The sequence below is a fragment of the Lacrimispora sp. genome (assembly GCF_032078915.1).
In the GTDB taxonomy this organism is placed as follows: Bacteria; Bacillota; Clostridia; order Lachnospirales; family Lachnospiraceae; genus Lacrimispora.
This window is the reverse complement of sequence record NZ_DAMAUN010000075.1, coordinates 1-17,293: the sequence shown is the minus strand read 5'-3', so window position 1 is coordinate 17,293 and position 17,293 is coordinate 1. Positions and strand designations below refer to the sequence as shown.

Below are 17,293 nucleotides of genomic sequence, written 5' to 3'. Positions count from 1 at the left end.
ACCGCCCCCTTACTGCTCAGAACCGGAAGTTTCCGCCCCTGCTTCTTCTGGTTCCGATGTGCCGTCTGCTGCCTGAGTTTCTTCTCCTGACGCATCTGCAAGGGTAACTTTTGAACCATCATACAATTCGCTGGTCCATGTGGTGATCACCTGGTCCTCAGCTGTGATGCCAGCCTGAATTTCCGCATAATCGTCGTCTGCCAGACCTACTGTCACCGCATTCCTTTTAAGGGCTCCATCGGCATATGTATAAATATATGGATCTCCTCCTTCATAATAAACACTTTCCACAGGAACCGTAAGTACATCTTCCGCCTTCTGGGAAATCACGGTAAGCTTTACCGATGTTCCCGTAGCAAGCCGGTCTCCCTCCGGAATAGAGGCCTTTACCTTGAACAATCCGCTTGCTTCATCCACCATGGTGTTCACTTCGGTTATGGCCGCCTCATAACCGGTTCCATTCTTCTCCACATTTATGCTGTCTCCGGCCTTTAACCCGTTTACAATTCGCTCGGAAGCATAAAAGGTCACCGCTTTTCCCCCTTCTCCTGATATAACACAGAGAACGGTCTGAGGTGAAACCATATCGTGAACGCTGATATTAAGGCTTTCCACCTTGCCTCCAATGGGAGCCGTCACCTGGCTGCTTTCCATCTGGATATTGTATGCGATTTTGGCATTCTCATATTGAAGCCTTGCCATCTCCACATTATCCTTAAGTGACTGGTAATCGGCCTCCGCCACATCACCTGCTGTATAAAGAATCGTCATCCGGTCTAAATTCTTTCTTGCATCTTCGTATGTAATCCTGGCCGTTTCCACCATGATTCTGGAACTCTCTACCTGTTTCGTATCAATGACACAAAGCAGCTGGCCGGCAGTAACCGTGTCACCTGTCTGAACATTTACAGCAGTGACTTCTCCTGCCCCAAGAGGAGTGATGTGGACGATACTGGAAGGCTCTATGGTACCGATCAGATCACTGGTCAGCTCTATAGAACGGATCTGGGGATTCTCTGTAGTTACAACAGGAGGGACATCGGCGACAAATTCCTCCTTATTTCCTCCTAACACCTTGGGAATGATTAATCCCACCAGGGCTGCAATTATAACGATTGCACCTGCAATAATAAAGACTTTTTTCTTTGTCATGACAAGCTCCTTATTTAATCATATTAAGATTATAATTGATGTCTACAAACTCCATATTGCAGAATTTCTAATTTTTCCAGGAAAATTTTCTTAATTTTTTCTTCATCTTCCCGATGATGGTAGTACCAGCCCATACAATGAGCAAGTTCCAGGAAAATCATGGATATCAGTTTCCCAAAGGTTTCCATACTCTGATCTTTAAAATTAGAGGTATCGATGACACGGTACATCGTCTCTTGCAGCTCTTGCTGGCTTTTGGAATTTTCTTCGCAAAGCTGATGGGTCACACCAAACATTGTTTCGCTGTCAGCGATGTTCTTAATCAGCTGCAGTACGCTTTCCTTTGCATTGGCCAAGCCGTAATGCAAAAACGTTTCCGCGGTCTTCCAAAGATCACCATTATTTTTTTCAGCGCAGCTTACCCAGCTATTCTGAAAATTTTCAGTAGCATCTTCAAAAATATATCTGAGAACATCACGTTTATCTTTAAAATAAGTATAAAAGCTGCCTCTTGATATTCCTGCCGCCTGGATTATCTTATTAATAGAAGCCTTTTCAAACGGCACCCTTGTAAATTCCTCCACCGCTGCATCGCAGATGGTTTTCTTTTTTCCTGCCGGAAGATTATAAAACCGTTCCGTTGGCATCTTTTCATCTCTCCTTTCTCTACTTTCCCATGTGAATCCTCCGACCACACAAAAAGGTGACAACATGCCACTTATTATAATGACACGTTGTCACCTTGTCAAGAAAGGTTATATTTATTTAATAATTTTTCCAGTTTTGTTTATCTTTTGCAATTTTCCGCCCTCGTTTATGGGCAAGATAGTGTGACTGCCAGGCGCTCCTATCTCCTGTCCAAAAGCTCCTTTAAGGCTTCATCGCTCTCTTCGATCCACACATCCTCTTCCTCTCCAGTAAGGCCGAGAAACCGGGCAAGGGTTTCGGGCGTACTGCTGTTATTCCATTCTTCAATAAAATCATCAATGGCTTCAAATTCTATCTCACCGGCCAGATACTTCTCCTTAAACGTCATAAAATACCTCTCTTCTTATTCCTGTTCCTTGATATTCTTTGATACGGTGATCTCCTGGTTATCAATATGCTCCCGCATTGCTTCTTTTGCTTCCTGAACCTTCCGCTGTCTGACCGCCTTCAATATGTTGTCATGTTCCAGCAAAAGAATCTGGCGTTTATCCTCATCCTTAATGTATTCCAAACGGTAACGGTACATCTGCTCTCTTAAATTGTTGATCATCTGCACCAGCCTGTCATTGCATGTGCCTTTATAAATCACATCATGATAAGCTTCATCCGTCTCCGCAATCTCCATGGGATTGCCCTGTTCCACGGCCTCTTTAAATTCTTCCTGCTTTTTTTCAAGCTCCTCTACGGCTTCCGGGGTCATACGCTGGCAGGCCAGTTCAATCGCCAGCTCCTCTAAGGATCTGCGGACCTCCAATACATCCCTTAAACTCTTCTCCGAAATCTTAGCAACCTCGGCTCCCTTTCTGGGTATCATTAATACAAGCCCTTCCAGTTCCAGTTTCCGGATGGCTTCCCGGATCGGCGTACGGCTGACTCCAAGACGTTCTGCAAGCTGGATCTCCATAAGACGCTCTCCCGGTGCCAGCTCCCCTTTTAAAATCGCCTGGCGCAGCGTGTTAAATACTACGTCCCGAAGGGGCAGATATTCATTCATATTAACCTTTAAATCATTGCTCATTTGTAACCTCCCTGGTATTGTAAAAATTCGTAAGATAAACCTGCTTTGCAAGGCTCTTCGCCTCGCCGTACCTCATTTCCTCATAAGCCCTCTCTGCGGCTCTGGGGCTTGTGAAAATGCCAAAAACCGTAGGGCCGCTTCCGCTCATTAAGGCGTTCACCGCTCCCAATTCTTTCATTTTGTCTTTAATCTGTGCAATCACCGGATATTCCGGAATCGTAACTGTTTCAAGCACATTTCCCAGGCGTTCCGACACCTGGTATATGTTGTGCTTCCCAATGGCTTCGATCATGCCGTCAATATCCGGGTGATCCTCTTTTCGTAAGCCAGGTAAATCCAGATGCTCATAGACGAACTTCGTGGATACGCTGACCCCTGGTTTTGCTATGAGCACCTGACACTGTGGCATATCGGGAAGAGGCGTTAAAATTTCCCCGATTCCTTCACTCAGTGCAGTTCCTCTCATCAAGCAATAGGGAACGTCCGCTCCGATCTTCACCCCCCGTTCCATCAGTTCTTCTCTTGTCAGGCCTAGCTGGAACATCTTGTTAACCCCGAACAGTACCGTCGCCGCATCGCTGCTACCGCCGGCCATGCCTGCCGAAACCGGTATGAATTTATTTAAATGAATGCGGATTCCGTGAATAATATGAAACTCCTCCATCAGAAGCCTGGCTGCTTTATAAACCAGGTTGTTTTCATTCACTGGAAGATAATAGAGATTTGTAACTACCTCAATTCCCGGAGTCTCTTTTAAGTAAATATCAATCTTATCATAAAGGCCTACGGTCTGCATGATCATTCGAACCTCATGGTATCCGTCTTCCCGTTTTCTTAAAACATCAAGTCCCAGATTAACCTTACCATATGCTTTTAATCCCAGATGTCTTATCATAGGCAAACATCCCTCACTTTTTATCTCTTAGGATTGTATTTTTTTATTTTTTTGTATACAGTATTTAGTATATAACGAAACAGGAAAAAGTACAAGAGGTTTATTCCCTAATGTGCCTTCTGCATTGTTAAAATTTCATAAACAATGGGAATAGCCGTTTGCTCCTGTTAGAACAAACGGCTATGTAAAAATATTGATATGACGACTGCTGCTGCATTTGCCGCTCTAATGGCTTTGTGATCTGTGGTTTGCTGCACAAAAAAGGGGCTGTCTCAAAATGAAAAATTTCAACAAGATATGGTTTTTTGCTGCTAGGTGAATCCCCATATCTTGTATGAAAAAATCATTTTGCGACAGCCCCTTAAGTCATTATTTCTTGATCAGTGTAACTTCCACCGGTATGGACTTCTCAACACTATTTCCTTCCATGATTGATATAGCAGTTTCAACTGCTGTCTTTCCCATCAGTTCCGGCTGCTGTGCTACAGTCGCTGCCATTGTACCGTCTTCCACGGCTTTTCTGGCATCATCCGTAGCGTCAAAACCAACTACCTTGATATCTTTTCCGGTTGATGCAATTGCTTCAACAGCGCCTAATGCCATCTCATCATTGTGTGCAAACACTCCTTTTATATCACCGTCAGCCTGAAGGATATTTTCCATAACAGATAAGCCTTCCGCTCTGTTAAAATTGGCGGTCTGGCTGGAAACCACTTTTAAATCCTTGTCTGCCACTTCATGGAATCCCTGTCCGCGGTCAATGGCAGCAGATGCTCCCGGCACGCCTTCCAGTTCAGCAACTTTTGCTCCACTGCCAACCAGCTCTTTCAAATATTCTGTCGCCATTCTTGCACCGGCCACATTATCAGAGGCAATCTGACACTCTACCTCGGCTCCATTTACCGCGCGGTCAACCGCTATGACTTTAATTCCCTTTTTTGTGGCTGATTCTACCGCTGATGCTACCGCATCGGAATCCACCGGATTGACAATCAGAACTTTGATATTTTTTGATATTAAATCTTCAATATCGCTGATTTGCTTTGCGCTGTCATCTCCTGCATCTACCACTGTAAGCTGAATTCCTTTCTCTTTCGCAGCATTTTTTGCTCCGTCTGATAACGTCACGAAAAATGGATTATTAAGCGTTGAAACAGAAAATCCGACTGTCTGGGCGCTGCCTGCCGGACTGCCTCCTTCTTTCTTCTCACCGCCGCCTGCGCTACATCCAACTACCGCACTTGCCCCTAAGGCCATAACCATTACCAATGCTGCCGCTTTTTTAAATTTTTTCATTTTATATTTCCTCCTTTTATTTTTACCGTTTTCTGTCTGACAGAACGGCTGTCAGAATCACCAATCCTTTGATCACATCCTGGTAATACGAGGATACGCCAAGTATGTTAAGACTGTTGTTTAATACTGCTATTATGAGTACACCGATAAATGTTCCATATATCTTACCCCGGCCGCCGCTCATACTGGTACCGCCGAGAGCAACAGAAGCAATGGCATCCAGTTCATAACCGGAACCAAGCGTAGGCTGAGCCGAATTAAGACGGGATAAAAGAATAAGACCTGACAATGCGGCCATGACGCCGGATATGACATAAGCTATAATCTTTGTTTTACGTATATTGACGCCAGCCAGTTCCGCTGCTTTCCAGTTGCTTCCGGTTGCATAGATGTGGCGTCCAAACGTGGTTTTTGTAAGCAGAAACCAGAAAAATGCAAACATAAGTATCAATAATATGACCGGTACCGGAATTCCTATAATATCACCTTTTCCAATTGATTTTAAAAGCATGCTCTCGCCCAGCCTGGATATGGGCTTTCCATTGGTGTAAATCATTGTCAGCCCCCGGTACGCGGTCATTGTTATCAGCGTAGCTATAAACGGCTGTAATCTTCCTCTTGTCACCAGCATACCGCTTATCAGTCCAAGTAATGCTCCGATCAGCAGGGAGGCCAGCATAGCGACTCCTGCCGGCACTCCTGAAGTTATCATTCCCGCACAAAGTGCAGTGGACAACGCCAGAACGGAACCAACTGATAAATCTATTGCACCTGTAAGTATGACAAAGGTCATACCAAAAGCGATAAAACCATTTATGGAAGACTGTCTTAAAAGTGAGAGAAAATTGCCGGACGTACGGAATTCCGGACTTATAATACTGATCAGTGCCACAATAAGAACCAGAGAAATCAGTGCACCATAATCTCCCATATAATTGAACCATTTCTGTTTCTTTTCTTTCATCACAGTTTCCCTCCTGTTGCAAGAGTCATGATTTTTTCCTGATTCGCTTCTTCCTTATTGAGGATACCGCGAACTGTGCCTTCCCTGATTATCATAATCCGGTCACTCATTCCCAGAATTTCCGGCAGTTCGGAAGAAACCATAATAATTGCGACTCCTTTTGCTGCCAGCTCATTAATAATGTTATAGATTTCTTTCTTTGCCCCCACATCAACTCCCCTTGTTGGCTCATCAAGGATCAATATTCTGGGATTGGTATATACCCATTTGGCAAACACGACCTTCTGCTGGTTTCCACCGCTTAATTTTCCACATTCCTGAGTCTGATGGAAACATCGTATCTTCAATTCATTGATTGCATTTGCGGCTAAACTTTTTTCTTTTCCTTTATTGATTACATGATACCGGTCAGATATGGAGGTCAGATTTGTCAGGGAAATATTATTTTTTATGCTGTCTTCCAGCATAAGCCCCTCGGTTTTTCTGTCTTCCGTAATAAAGCCGATTCCATATTTTATGGCTGCAGCCGGAGTGTCTATGGTACATTTTGTGCCATCAATAAAGATGTCGCCTCCATCATGCTGCATAGTTCCAAATATAGACCTCATGATTTCCGTGCGCCCTGCTCCCATGAGGCCGGACACCCCCAGCACTTCGCCTTCTTTTACTGAAAAACTAATATTTTCATATATTCCTTTTTTTGTAAGTCCTGATACCTTTAATATTTCTTTTCCAATGGAACTCTTTCTTTCCGGATACCGTTCCCCGATCTCACGCCCAATCATCATTTTTACGATATCTTTCTCATTGGTATCTTTTGTTTCTTTTGTTCCCACGTACTGCCCGTCTCTTAAGACTGTGATCCTGTCACACAGCTCAAATATCTCCTCCATGCGATGGGAAATATAAATGATGGAAACTCCGTCTTTCTGCAATTTTTTTATTACTTTAAAAAGAATTTCCGTTTCACTGGCCGTTAGCGCCGCCGTAGGCTCATCCATGATGATCACCTTTGCCTCGCCCATAAGCGCCCTGCAGATTTCTATCATCTGCTGCTGCCCTACCGCCAGCTCTGCCATCCGTTTCTTCACAGGTATTTTAACCCCTAATTTATCCAGTATAGTTTCTGCCTGTTTTTGCATTTCTTTTTTATTGCAGATTCCTCCACGAGTCGTTATTTCCTTCCCCAGGAAGAGATTTTCTTCTACTGTCAGGTCAAAAAGCACATTCAGTTCCTGATGGATCAGGATAATTCCTGCATGCTCCGCTTCTTTGGGCGTTTTGTATACAACCTCTTCTCCATCGATCAAAACCGTTCCGGAATCTTTCTCATAGATACCTGTCAGTATCTTCATGAGAGTGGATTTTCCAGCCCCGTTTTCTCCCATCAGTGCGTGGACCTCGCCGCTTTCCAGGCTGAAACCGGCATCTGTCAGTACTGCATGATCACTAAATGATTTACAGATTCCTTTCATCTCAATTTGCATAGCTCTTCTCCCTACCCTTAGCCCTGGGCCGCAAAAATGCAGGCTGACACCAATATAATGTTTGCAAACGCAGTTATTTCACCGGTCCTTATGACTGCCTTACACGTTTTTGTCTGTTCTTTCAGATTTTCATGGGAAGTAAAGCATTCCACTGCATCCGGAAACTTTTTTTTCATCATGCTTCGTATGTTTTCCACCATTTCCGGATTATGATCTTTAATTTCCTCCGCCAAAACGTAAGATTCTACTGCCATATCATCAGTAACCGCATCTAAAGTTTCCAGGAATGAAGGAATATTAAAACGCAAAGCTAAATCAATCCGTTTTGTCTCATCTGGTATAGGCAGTCCGCAATCTCCGATGCAAATCGAATTCGTATGCCCCATGGAAGAAAGCACGCTTGAAATGCTGCTGTTTAAAATTCCATTTCTCTTCATGGTTTTCCTCCAATCCCATAACTATCACCTGCATCACAACCGTCAGACCGGACTTCCAGCTCTCTGATCACAGCTTTAAGTTCCGGCATACCGCCCTGAGCGCCAAACTGCTCCACCGACAAACCGGAAGCCTGGACTGCAAACGCCAGCGCCTTTTCCATGTTTTCGTATAATCCAAGTGCTACGGCAAATGCGCCGTTAAATGTATCCCCTGCTCCCGTAGTATCAACAACATTAGATTTTCTTGCCGGCAAGGTCACTGCTTCTTTTTCATGATTGAGGTAAATGACTCCTTTTTCCCCTTGGGTAATAATGAGTTTTTCCGGATATTGTTTTAATAAAGACTTAGTATCAGCCATATCTCCAAATATGATCCTGGCTTCATGTTCATTTGGAGTAATATAATCCACCAGTTCTACCAGTTCTCTTTTTATCTCTCTGGCCGGTGCCGGGTTTAATATGACCTTCACCCCATGATTCGCACATAAGCCAATGACATATTCCACAGTTTCCTGTAAAATCTCCTGCTGCAATAATACAATGTCGCAGGTTAATAACTTCTCTTTGATGCCGTCAATGTACTCAATGTCTACCGTATTATTTGCTCCCGCTAAAACTATAATACAGTTATCGCTTTCCGCTACCGTTATCACAGCCAGCCCTGTCACCTGATTTTCACGTACTTTTATATATTCTGTATGAATGCCTTCATTTTTCAGGTTTTCAATCAGAACTTTTCCATGGTCATCGCTTCCCACACAGCCAAACATCGTTACATCCGCACCTAATCTCGCGGCCGCAACTGCCTGATTTGCGCCTTTTCCCCCTGGAATATAGGAAATGGCATCGCCTGTAATCGTTTCCCCTTTTCCCGGTATCCGCTGTGCTGTAACAGTCATATCCATATTGATGCTGCCTACAACTCCGATTCTCATTTCTGCCTCACCTTTCCGAAATCTAAAATTGTCAAGTTTTGTTTGTAACACAGAATTTATAGTTGATAAAACGTTTTATCTATCTTGTAAATCCATATTATCATTGTTTTTTATTCATGTCAAGACAAAAAATAAGAATGATAAATCGTTTTATCTAATATAAGTTGCTTTTTTATGCAAAATACGGTATTATTGTTCATATCAATACTCCAGAGGTCAAATACTATGTCCATTACAATAAAAGAAATAGCCAGATTGGCGGGAGTTTCACCAAGCAGTGTATCCCTGGTTCTAAACAACAGGCCAAACAGAATTTCTGAACAAAAGAAAAATCTTATCCTGCAGATCGCTGATGATAACCAATATATCCCAAATGCGGCTGCACGCAGTCTGGTAACCAGAAAAAACAATACGTTCGGGCTTCTGATCCCTGATATAGAAAACCCTTTCTTTTCCAAATTATCAAAAACTTTGGAATTGCAGCTCAGAGCGGAAGGATATTCATTGATCATCGTTAACTCCAACGATACATTTGAAGGAGACATGATATTAATTGACCTTCTGGCGGCAAAAGGAATCGACGGAATATTTGTGGTAATTTCCAATGAATCCTATCTTCATCAGGATATTATCGAACAGAAATTAACACAGCTTAACCTTCCATTTGTAATGGTTGACCGCATATTTGATTCATTTTCCTGTAATAAAATATATTTTGATAATGTAGAAGGTTCTTATATTGCAACGAAGTATCTTCTGGAGAAAGGCCATAAAAAGATTGCCTGTATCTGCAATACTTTTATTTCCCACAACTCTCTTTCCCGTATACACGGATACCGGAATGCAATGATGGAATATGGGATCAAGGTGCCCAAAGAGTATATCATTCCTGCAAATTACCGCATAGAAGGCGGATATGAAGCAGCAAAGCAAGTCCTGGACACGGACTGCACCGCCATATTTGTATGCAATGACATGATGACCCTGGGTATTTTAAGATACTTTTCGGAGCAGGGCATCCATGTGCCCGAAGATTATGCCATAGTAAGCTACGACAATCTGCTGTCTGATTATTTATTCGGAATAGAAATATCAAGTGTGAACCAGGACGTGGAAGAGCTAGGAATTAAGGCCTGGAACATCATGAAAGAAGCGGCCAGGCAGGACAAGAAAAAAGAGATAACGCAAAAGGAAATATGTTTAATGCCCACACTGGTCATTCATTGAGACAGTCATACCACACAAAATAAAAAGGCATGTCCCAAAGCTATGCATGAAAACTCATAGCTCTGGAACATGCCTTCTCTTATTTTCACCTCAGAGAAATTCCTCCATCTCATCCTCCATCTGCCTTAAGGCAATGGCATACTTTTTAAATTCCTCTGCTGCCTGTTTCCTCTCTTCACCCTTATAGCAGATCCGGTGCTCCATACTGGCCCATAAGTCCATGGACATGGTGCGCAGCTGTATTTCTACCGGGTAATATTCCATACCATCGGTGTGATAGACCGGAACTCCAAAAACAATGTGGAAGCTTCTATATCCATTGGGCTTTGGATTGGCAATATAATCACTTTCCTTTATGATCACAATATCCGACTGCTTCTTTAACAGGCTGACAATGGCATAGATATCCGTGATAAAATAACAGATGACCCGGATACCGGCAACATCTGTCAGATAGTTTCTGGCCGAATCCACGCTGGACCCATATCCGTTTTTATCCAGCTTGTTTTCAATACTTTCCTTTTGCTTGATTCTGTACTGGATATGATGGATGGGGTAATTCTGGTTTTTTCTCCTGTAATCACTATTTAGCACATCCACTCTCACACGAATGTTTTTAAGCGCATCCTCATAGGGCTGGATAAAACAGAGATACTCTTCTTCAGTCATATTCCACCTCCCAGGCATTTCCTTGTCACAATTATTAAGTATACTGTTTTTTTGTGTCCATATGGTGTCCATAATATGAACTCCACATAAAAGCATCCATGCTGATATGCAAAAAAACAACCGGAAGGGATACATCACGATCCCTGTCCGGCTGCCGGCAGGAATTATTCCTGCCCGTCCTGCGTTTCTTTAAATTCTATCTCTTCGTTCTCAGTCATCTCTTCCTGATGCTCGTCCCCTTTTGCCATCAAAATGCTGCTTACAGGCTCTTCCTCGTCTGAAAACAGCGGCTTAAGCTCGTCCCCTTTTTCCTCTTCCTCTTTTGGAATATACTGATTAAACACAGGAGCCAGGATATAGGAGTTAATAAATGCCAGCAGCGGAAAACCAAACAGCATGAATACCATCAGCATCGGCGGTACCATAAGCAGGAATGCAGCCGCCAATAAAGCCCCGTCAATGGCAATCATTCCAATGGTGCGGAATAAATGGCGCAGGGACATAAAAAAGGCGTTGAAAAAGGTACGCTTTACCGTATTGAAAAATCTAGCTTGAAGTGGGAAAATATACGTAAAAACAGCCGCATAAATTAGAACCATTGCCAGGAACACGGTAAGCATCACTGTCCGAAAGGACCCGGAACCTGTAAACAATCTGGTAAAGAAATATAAGTCAACCCCAAGGATCAATCCTACAAACAGAAGGATAAGCCAGATGATCGTAGACTGCTTAAAGTTTTCTTTAAATGACTTAAAAAAAGAACGGATGGTATAGCCATCGTCATCTCTTGCAAGTTTTAGGGTTACATAATATACAGCTGTGGTAGAAGCTCCTATGGTAAAAATAGGAATGCTGCATATCAGCCATAAGATATTTAAAATAATTAAATCTCCAAATTTACCGATGAACCGCCATACCGGATTATCATAATTAAAAAAACCAGAAAACATACGTTCTTCCCCTTTTCATAGTGGCATTAAAAGATATTATAGCGGATTTACCCTTAAAAAGCAAACATTCTTTCTTATTTCACCAAAATTTTATTTTTATTTTAATGAAAATCCATGGTTGTGTGATATAATTGGAAAAGTACCTTTAATAATAAAGAAAGAGGCGTAAAACATGACCCCATACGAAGACAAAACCCTAAAAGACTCCATGCGGGAGGAACGGGACAAGCTGAAAAATATGAGTGTGAAAGACAGGCTCTGGTACATCTGGGAATATTACAAGATCCCCATCATCATTGCTGTTGTGGCCGTGATTTTTATCTCTTCCATCGGTTCAGCTATATATAACAACCGGTTTGAAACTGCTCTTTCCTGCGTCATTTTTAACAGCCGCCCCGCTGGTGAAACCGATTCTGTTGATGATTACTTTAACCAGGGCTTCCGCCAGTACATTGATCTTAATGAGGATGCAAAGATCGAGGTGGACTACTCCATGTCCCCGACCTTTGACGAATCCTCCATGAATGAATTTACCTATGCCCAACTAGCCAAAATCACCGCCATGATATCCAGTAAGAGCCTGGATGTTATGATCGGAAAGCCTGAAACCATAGACCACTTCGGTGAAATGGGCGGATTTGTTGACTTAAAGGAAATCCTCCCTGCAGACGTTTACGACAAGGTAGAGGATCACCTCTATTTTGTAACCGATCAGGAAACCGGCGAAAACATTGCCTGCGGCCTTCTCATCGGCAGCACGGATTTCTCCGATAAAACCGGTCTTATCATTGATGAGCCGATTCTTACCGTCATGAGCAATTCCACTCATACAGACACAGCCGTGGAACTGATCCGCTATGTGTTCGGGCAATAAGCCGGAACCCCAGATCTTCTGCCAGCTTTATTGACGCTAAGTTCCGTTCGTCGATTCTTGCATAAATCTTCTCTGAAACAGCCAGGGCAGTATAGGAAAGAATGGCCTTACAGGCTTCCTTCCCATATCCCTGCTGCCTGTATGGGGAAAAAATGTGATATCCCAGTTCCACCGGGGTATCATTCTTTTTTATAGCCCTTAAAAACTCCTCCTGCCCGGTAATCTCCAAGTTGGATATCCCCGCCTTTCCCACAAGCTTCCCTTTGTCATGGTCAACTACGGCCCAAATACCATACTCATAAAAGCCGTATTGATAGCTGATGTAATCCTTCAGGGTTTCTTTCGTTGAAAACAGGAAGCCCGACTTTCCAGCCTCAGGTTCATCTGGTATAGAGACATAGTCCTGGGGAATGAATTCCCGGATTGTCAGGCGCCGGGTTTTGACAATATTCCACGGAAGCCCTTCTCTTCTCCTGATGACCCGCTCTAAGAATACATCATCAATGTCATCAAGATCCTCTACAACATAGTCGGCAGGGGCAAGGTTCTGATCCGTTCGTTCCCGGTCCCATAAACCAACAACGGCCCTGCCTTCCGCAAATGCAGAACGCAGGGCCTCATGATCATCGGATATGGTAACCTGGAAAATCTTTCCTTCTACTATAATATCCCGATCCCAGGTCATTGCCTTAGCAGGTCTCCGGTTCCGGATATTCTTCCCCAAAGGTTTCCACGGTCATGGACTGGATCTTCTGCTCTTTCATGGGGCGGTCATTGTAATCGGTCTTCACATCAGCAATTTTGTTCACAATATCCATGCCTTCAATGATCTTACCGAATGCAGCATAGGAACCATCCAAATGAGGAGAATCCTTGTGCATAATGAAAAACTGAGAACCGGCAGAATTGGGGTTCATGGCTCTTGCCATGGAAAGCACTCCCTCTGAATGCTTGAATGCATTGGAAACGCCGTTCTGGCTGAATTCTCCTTTAATGGAATAGCCTGGACCTCCCATTCCGCTTCCTTCCGGACATCCGCCCTGAATCATAAACCCATTGATCACCCTGTGGAAGATCAGTCCGTCATAAAAACCTTTTTTAATTAAACTGATAAAATTATTTACTGTGTTTGGTGCAATCTCCGGATAAAGTTCTGCTTTCATCACATCACCGTTATCCATTGTAATCGTAATAACCGGATTTTTCATGTTTTCTCCCTTTCTGCTTTCCTGCCCATGCTCTTTGGGCATAAAGGTATACCTATAAGGTATTTATTGCGTCAGATTCCGCATATGGCTATATTTTATCAAATACTCCTATATTTGTATAGTCCCATTTGAATACAGTCTTATATATATCCTATCGTTCATATTTTGTTAAAATTTCATTCAAAAACCTTTTACATAAATAACATGATTTCTTCATGTTTCATGGATATACTTAAAACATAAAATACAAATTGCTTATAAGATTTTTTTCATAATACTCGAGCTGGTAATTTATTATCAGCTCTCCTCCCTTTTTGAAACAACTTTTTGAAAAGCGTATTGCATGACTGGTTTTCAGGATCAGTCATGTAATACGTTTTTTTTATTTGGCCATGCTATTTTATTTGGAATTTATTTCATATGGCTTTATAACAGTGAGGCCGCAGCCTTATCAACAATCAATGTAAATCTTGGGTGGAGGGTAAGCAGCGTGGCTGGCACAGCTTCATCTGCAATTCCATCAACCAGCTGTCTGACAATTCCGGCCTTCTTTGTACCTGAGGCGATCAGGAGTGAGAGGGCCGGACTCTGAAATAGGGCCGGAACAGCTTTTCATCAATGGGCTTTTGCCGTCCCGGCCTGCTTCTATAGTCCCCCCAGATTCACAAGCTCCGGGGATTGGGTGCAATTCTCAAAAAGACTTGCCATTCTTACCTGTATATTGTCATATGTCTTGAAAAAATATTCGCAGGTAGCTGTATTGATAAAGGCCGTATATTTGGTATAATCATAAGAATTCCGGCTTGTTACGACGGCTCCTTTCGGTATGGTAACGCTCTCCATGACATGAAAGCATGAAACAACCGCTTCCATCCTACTCTGAGGTGTTGGAATAAAGGATTTTAAATAAGCGGTCCTGACAAAGCGTTCCGGAGATGTATACCCTCCCGGCAGAGTCTGGGTACCTCCCGCCTGTCCGAATGGAGTCAGTCGGACATTCCCCCAGGCAGCCTCCTCGGCCTGATATGGAGAAGCCTCCATGTAATTTCTTAGGTTCGTCTTATGCCACTGATAATCGGGACTGTTTGACATAACGCCTATGGGATTTTCCATTACTTCCATCCCTCTTTCCGTTTGCTCTATGACAACACACTCCCCGCTGCGGTCTACCGCAATCCAATGCAATGGGGCCACAGTCTGTGTCACCGGATCCTCAACCCCTACGATTGAGAGATTCTTCAGTAATTGCCGTAAATCATGGATATTTGCGCATCTTCCTAGAATATAATGAAGGAAATCAATGGATGCGATCTGTTCCCTGTCACTTAAATCCTGCATGGTATCATATTTGGCATAGCCTGCAAAATAAAGAGTCGCAGCAGCAAACCCCATCTCATTGACCCCGTCAAAAAATCCCATGTCCTCATCCACTTCCTGTCCAATGCCGATAAAGCAGTAGATATCCTGGATTTTCTCCATATTTAATGAATTATCCCATTCATAATTCTTTGGAATTATGTAAAGATGAGGCTTAATATTATAAGAAAAATCCATATTCCTTCCAAAAAAGGTTTCCCCTTGCCGGGATCTTAAGGTAAATGCCGTGCACATACAAACTCCCTCCCTTATTGTAAATTGCTTACTTATTTATATGGGAGCCTGTGATTTTTATGTATGTAATATCGGGGATAAGACAAAGGGGCTGATAAAAATAGTATCGCTTAAATAGTATACAAAAATGAGCTTTGATTGGTTTTTAATCCATTTTCAAAGCTCATCTTCTGTCCAAAACACTATTTTATTATATTAGCTGCCATTACAAATTAATTTTACGTCCCAAATACAGGCTACAGGGATTCCAGCACTTCTTTTAACTCATCCATGCCTTCTACAGGCTTCATGCACGCCCCATTGCGGCAGACATAATATTTGCTTCCTTCAGACGGAACCGGATAATCTGCCGTAAACGGAGCTGCCTCTGACAGGGCTTCCTCGTTCAGAGGAGTTTTTAAAATCACGCTGATATCAGGCTTCCGGCTTCTTTGCAAGCTCTGAAGCTCTGTTAATATAGAATCCTCAGCGGAAACACATACAATTTCCGTAGACGGATAAAGGATGCTTTGAAATGCAAGCAGAGAAAAACAGTAGTTTGCAGGGCTTTTTTCCACCTCTTGCGTCAGGTAAGATACCTGCTTTACCAGAACGTTCTGCCATTTGATATTTCCGGTCAGGTGATAGAGCCTGCTTATTACATATGCGGCAACGGAATTTCCAGAAGGAAGCGCACCATCGTAAATCTCCTTCGGACGGCTTATGAGTTTATCCCTGTCATGAGCATACATATAAAAGCCTCCCTGAACTTCATCATAAAACAGTTCAAGCATCTTCTCTGATATCTCAGCAGCAATGTGAAGATATTTGATATCAAAGGAAGCCTCATATAACTCCAGCAGGCCAAAGGCATAAAATGCGTAATCATCAAGCTGACCGTCGTGAACTGCCTGCCCCTCCCGGTAACGGATAAAGAGCCTGCCCTTTTCAGAGGTCAAATTCTTCTCTATAAACGCCTGCGCATACTTTGCCGCTTCAAGGCACCAGGCATCCCCCAGAACCTCATATGATTTTGCAAGTGCCCCGATCATAAGTCCGTTCCAGGAAGTCAATATCTTATCATCCGTATGAAGGGATGTCCTTGTTATCCGGTAATCATAAAGCTTTTTACACAGCTCCTCCAATTTATCACTGCCGACGCCGTAATTTTCATTTTCAATGAGATTCGGAATATTCTTTCCCTCAAAATTACCTTGTTCCGAAATCCCAAACCATTTACAGAATTCATCTGCATCGCCTTTAAGAATCTGTTCGATCTCTTCCTTCTGAAACGTATAAAACTTTCCTTCCACCCCTTCGCTGTCAGCGTCCTGACCGCAGTAAAACCCGCCCTGCTCATCAGTCAGCACGTCCCTTACGTAACGAAGGATTCCCCGGGATATCCTGGTATAAAGGCTGTCCCCTGTCATGGCAAAGGCTTCCGTGCAGGCATACAGCAAAAGCGCATTATCGTACAGCATTTTTTCAAAATGGGGCACCAGCCATTTTTCATCTGTGGAATAACGGGAGAAACCTCCTCCGATGTGGTCGTATATTCCGCCCCGGTACATCTGCCTGAGGGTCTTTTCCGCAGCAAAAAGAGTATCTTTATCTTTTTCATAAAAGTAATGTCGTAAAAGGAAAAGCAGATTATGAGGCATGGGAAATTTGGGCGCCCTTCCAAAGCCTCCCCATTTCTTATCAAAGGACCTTTTTAACAAGCCACAGGCTGACAGTAACAAGTCTTTATCCGGTTCCCTGTCCTCATTATCAACAGCCGTCCCTTCCTTGTTTAAATATCCGGTTATCTCATCTCCCGCTTCCAGAAGCTTATGCTTCTCATTTTCCCAAAGCTTCCGGATAGAGGTTAAAACATCCAGAAG

The 17,293-nt window shown here is 43.1% G+C and carries 18 protein-coding genes; 2 read left to right on the top strand and 16 right to left on the bottom strand.

Annotated features, from left to right (window positions below; all coding sequences use genetic code 11):
• Window positions 1-9: 9 nt before the first annotated feature.
• The 10 genes from RT269_RS22920 to rbsK form a co-directional block, all read right to left on the bottom strand.
• Window positions 10-1,152, bottom strand: coding sequence for an efflux RND transporter periplasmic adaptor subunit (locus RT269_RS22920; protein ID WP_313186105.1), 1,143 nt, complete (start codon window positions 1,150-1,152; stop codon window positions 10-12).
• A gap of 29 nt (window positions 1,153-1,181) precedes the next feature.
• On the bottom strand, window positions 1,182-1,799 hold the full coding sequence (locus RT269_RS22915; RefSeq protein ID WP_313186103.1) for a TetR/AcrR family transcriptional regulator: 618 nt from the start codon (window positions 1,797-1,799) through the stop codon (window positions 1,182-1,184).
• 200 nt (window positions 1,800-1,999) lie between these two features.
• Complete coding sequence (locus tag RT269_RS22910; protein ID WP_313186101.1) at window positions 2,000-2,188, bottom strand: hypothetical protein; 189 nt, start codon at window positions 2,186-2,188, stop codon at window positions 2,000-2,002.
• A gap of 15 nt (window positions 2,189-2,203) precedes the next feature.
• Window positions 2,204-2,878: a GntR family transcriptional regulator gene (locus RT269_RS22905; protein ID WP_025231279.1), complete on the bottom strand. Its 675-nt coding sequence runs from the start codon at window positions 2,876-2,878 to the stop codon at window positions 2,204-2,206.
• A complete protein-coding gene (ispE, locus tag RT269_RS22900) occupies window positions 2,868-3,773 on the bottom strand; it encodes a 4-(cytidine 5'-diphospho)-2-C-methyl-D-erythritol kinase (RefSeq protein WP_313186100.1) in 906 nt (301 codons plus the stop codon). Before ispE ends, RT269_RS22905 begins: the two co-directional genes overlap by 11 nt.
• Window positions 3,774-4,142: 369 nt before the next feature.
• A complete protein-coding gene (locus RT269_RS22895; protein ID WP_313186099.1) occupies window positions 4,143-5,069 on the bottom strand; it encodes a D-ribose ABC transporter substrate-binding protein in 927 nt (308 codons plus the stop codon).
• A gap of 22 nt (window positions 5,070-5,091) precedes the next feature.
• Window positions 5,092-6,033 carry an ABC transporter permease gene (locus RT269_RS22890; protein ID WP_313186097.1) on the bottom strand — a complete coding sequence of 314 codons (942 nt, stop codon included), beginning with the start codon at window positions 6,031-6,033 and terminating at the stop codon, window positions 5,092-5,094.
• The gene (locus RT269_RS22885) at window positions 6,033-7,520 is read right to left on the bottom strand and encodes a sugar ABC transporter ATP-binding protein (RefSeq protein WP_313186095.1); all 1,488 of its coding nucleotides are present in this window, start codon (window positions 7,518-7,520) and stop codon (window positions 6,033-6,035) included. Before RT269_RS22885 ends, RT269_RS22890 begins: the two co-directional genes overlap by 1 nt.
• Window positions 7,521-7,537: 17 nt before the next feature.
• Window positions 7,538-7,957: a D-ribose pyranase gene (gene rbsD, locus RT269_RS22880; RefSeq protein ID WP_313186093.1), complete on the bottom strand. Its 420-nt coding sequence runs from the start codon at window positions 7,955-7,957 to the stop codon at window positions 7,538-7,540.
• Window positions 7,954-8,892 carry a ribokinase gene (rbsK, locus tag RT269_RS22875; protein ID WP_313186091.1) on the bottom strand — a complete coding sequence of 313 codons (939 nt, stop codon included), beginning with the start codon at window positions 8,890-8,892 and terminating at the stop codon, window positions 7,954-7,956. Before rbsK ends, rbsD begins: the two co-directional genes overlap by 4 nt.
• A 225-nt stretch (window positions 8,893-9,117) precedes the next feature.
• On the opposite strand from rbsK, the gene RT269_RS22870 reads away from it, so the two are divergent.
• Entirely contained in the window at window positions 9,118-10,119 is a 1,002-nt protein-coding gene (locus tag RT269_RS22870; protein ID WP_313186089.1) for a LacI family DNA-binding transcriptional regulator, read from the top strand.
• A 90-nt stretch (window positions 10,120-10,209) separates the two neighbouring features.
• Here RT269_RS22870 and RT269_RS22865 read toward each other — a convergent pair whose 3' ends face one another.
• Together RT269_RS22865 and RT269_RS22860 are read right to left on the bottom strand one after the other, a co-directional pair.
• Window positions 10,210-10,788: a GTP pyrophosphokinase gene (locus RT269_RS22865; protein ID WP_313186088.1), complete on the bottom strand. Its 579-nt coding sequence runs from the start codon at window positions 10,786-10,788 to the stop codon at window positions 10,210-10,212.
• A gap of 164 nt (window positions 10,789-10,952) precedes the next feature.
• On the bottom strand, window positions 10,953-11,738 hold the full coding sequence (locus RT269_RS22860; RefSeq protein WP_313186087.1) for a YesL family protein: 786 nt from the start codon (window positions 11,736-11,738) through the stop codon (window positions 10,953-10,955).
• Between the two features lie 172 nt (window positions 11,739-11,910).
• Between RT269_RS22860 and RT269_RS22855 the strand changes: the two genes are divergently transcribed.
• A complete protein-coding gene (locus tag RT269_RS22855) occupies window positions 11,911-12,612 on the top strand; it encodes a hypothetical protein (protein ID WP_313186086.1) in 702 nt (233 codons plus the stop codon).
• On the opposite strand, the gene RT269_RS22850 is transcribed toward RT269_RS22855, so the two are convergent.
• The 4 genes from RT269_RS22850 to RT269_RS22835 all read right to left on the bottom strand — a co-directional run.
• A complete protein-coding gene (locus RT269_RS22850; RefSeq protein ID WP_313186085.1) occupies window positions 12,548-13,297 on the bottom strand; it encodes a GNAT family N-acetyltransferase in 750 nt (249 codons plus the stop codon). The two genes, RT269_RS22855 and RT269_RS22850, sit on opposite strands and share 65 nt — an antisense overlap.
• A gap of 4 nt (window positions 13,298-13,301) precedes the next feature.
• Window positions 13,302-13,820, bottom strand: coding sequence for a peptidylprolyl isomerase (locus tag RT269_RS22845; protein WP_313186084.1), 519 nt, complete (start codon window positions 13,818-13,820; stop codon window positions 13,302-13,304).
• Between the two features lie 645 nt (window positions 13,821-14,465).
• Complete coding sequence (locus tag RT269_RS22840) at window positions 14,466-15,431, bottom strand: choloylglycine hydrolase family protein (RefSeq protein WP_313186083.1); 966 nt, start codon at window positions 15,429-15,431, stop codon at window positions 14,466-14,468.
• Window positions 15,432-15,667: 236 nt separating this feature from the next.
• A partial coding sequence (locus RT269_RS22835; RefSeq protein WP_313186082.1) for a thioredoxin domain-containing protein occupies window positions 15,668-17,293 on the bottom strand: 1,626 nt, incomplete at its 5' end.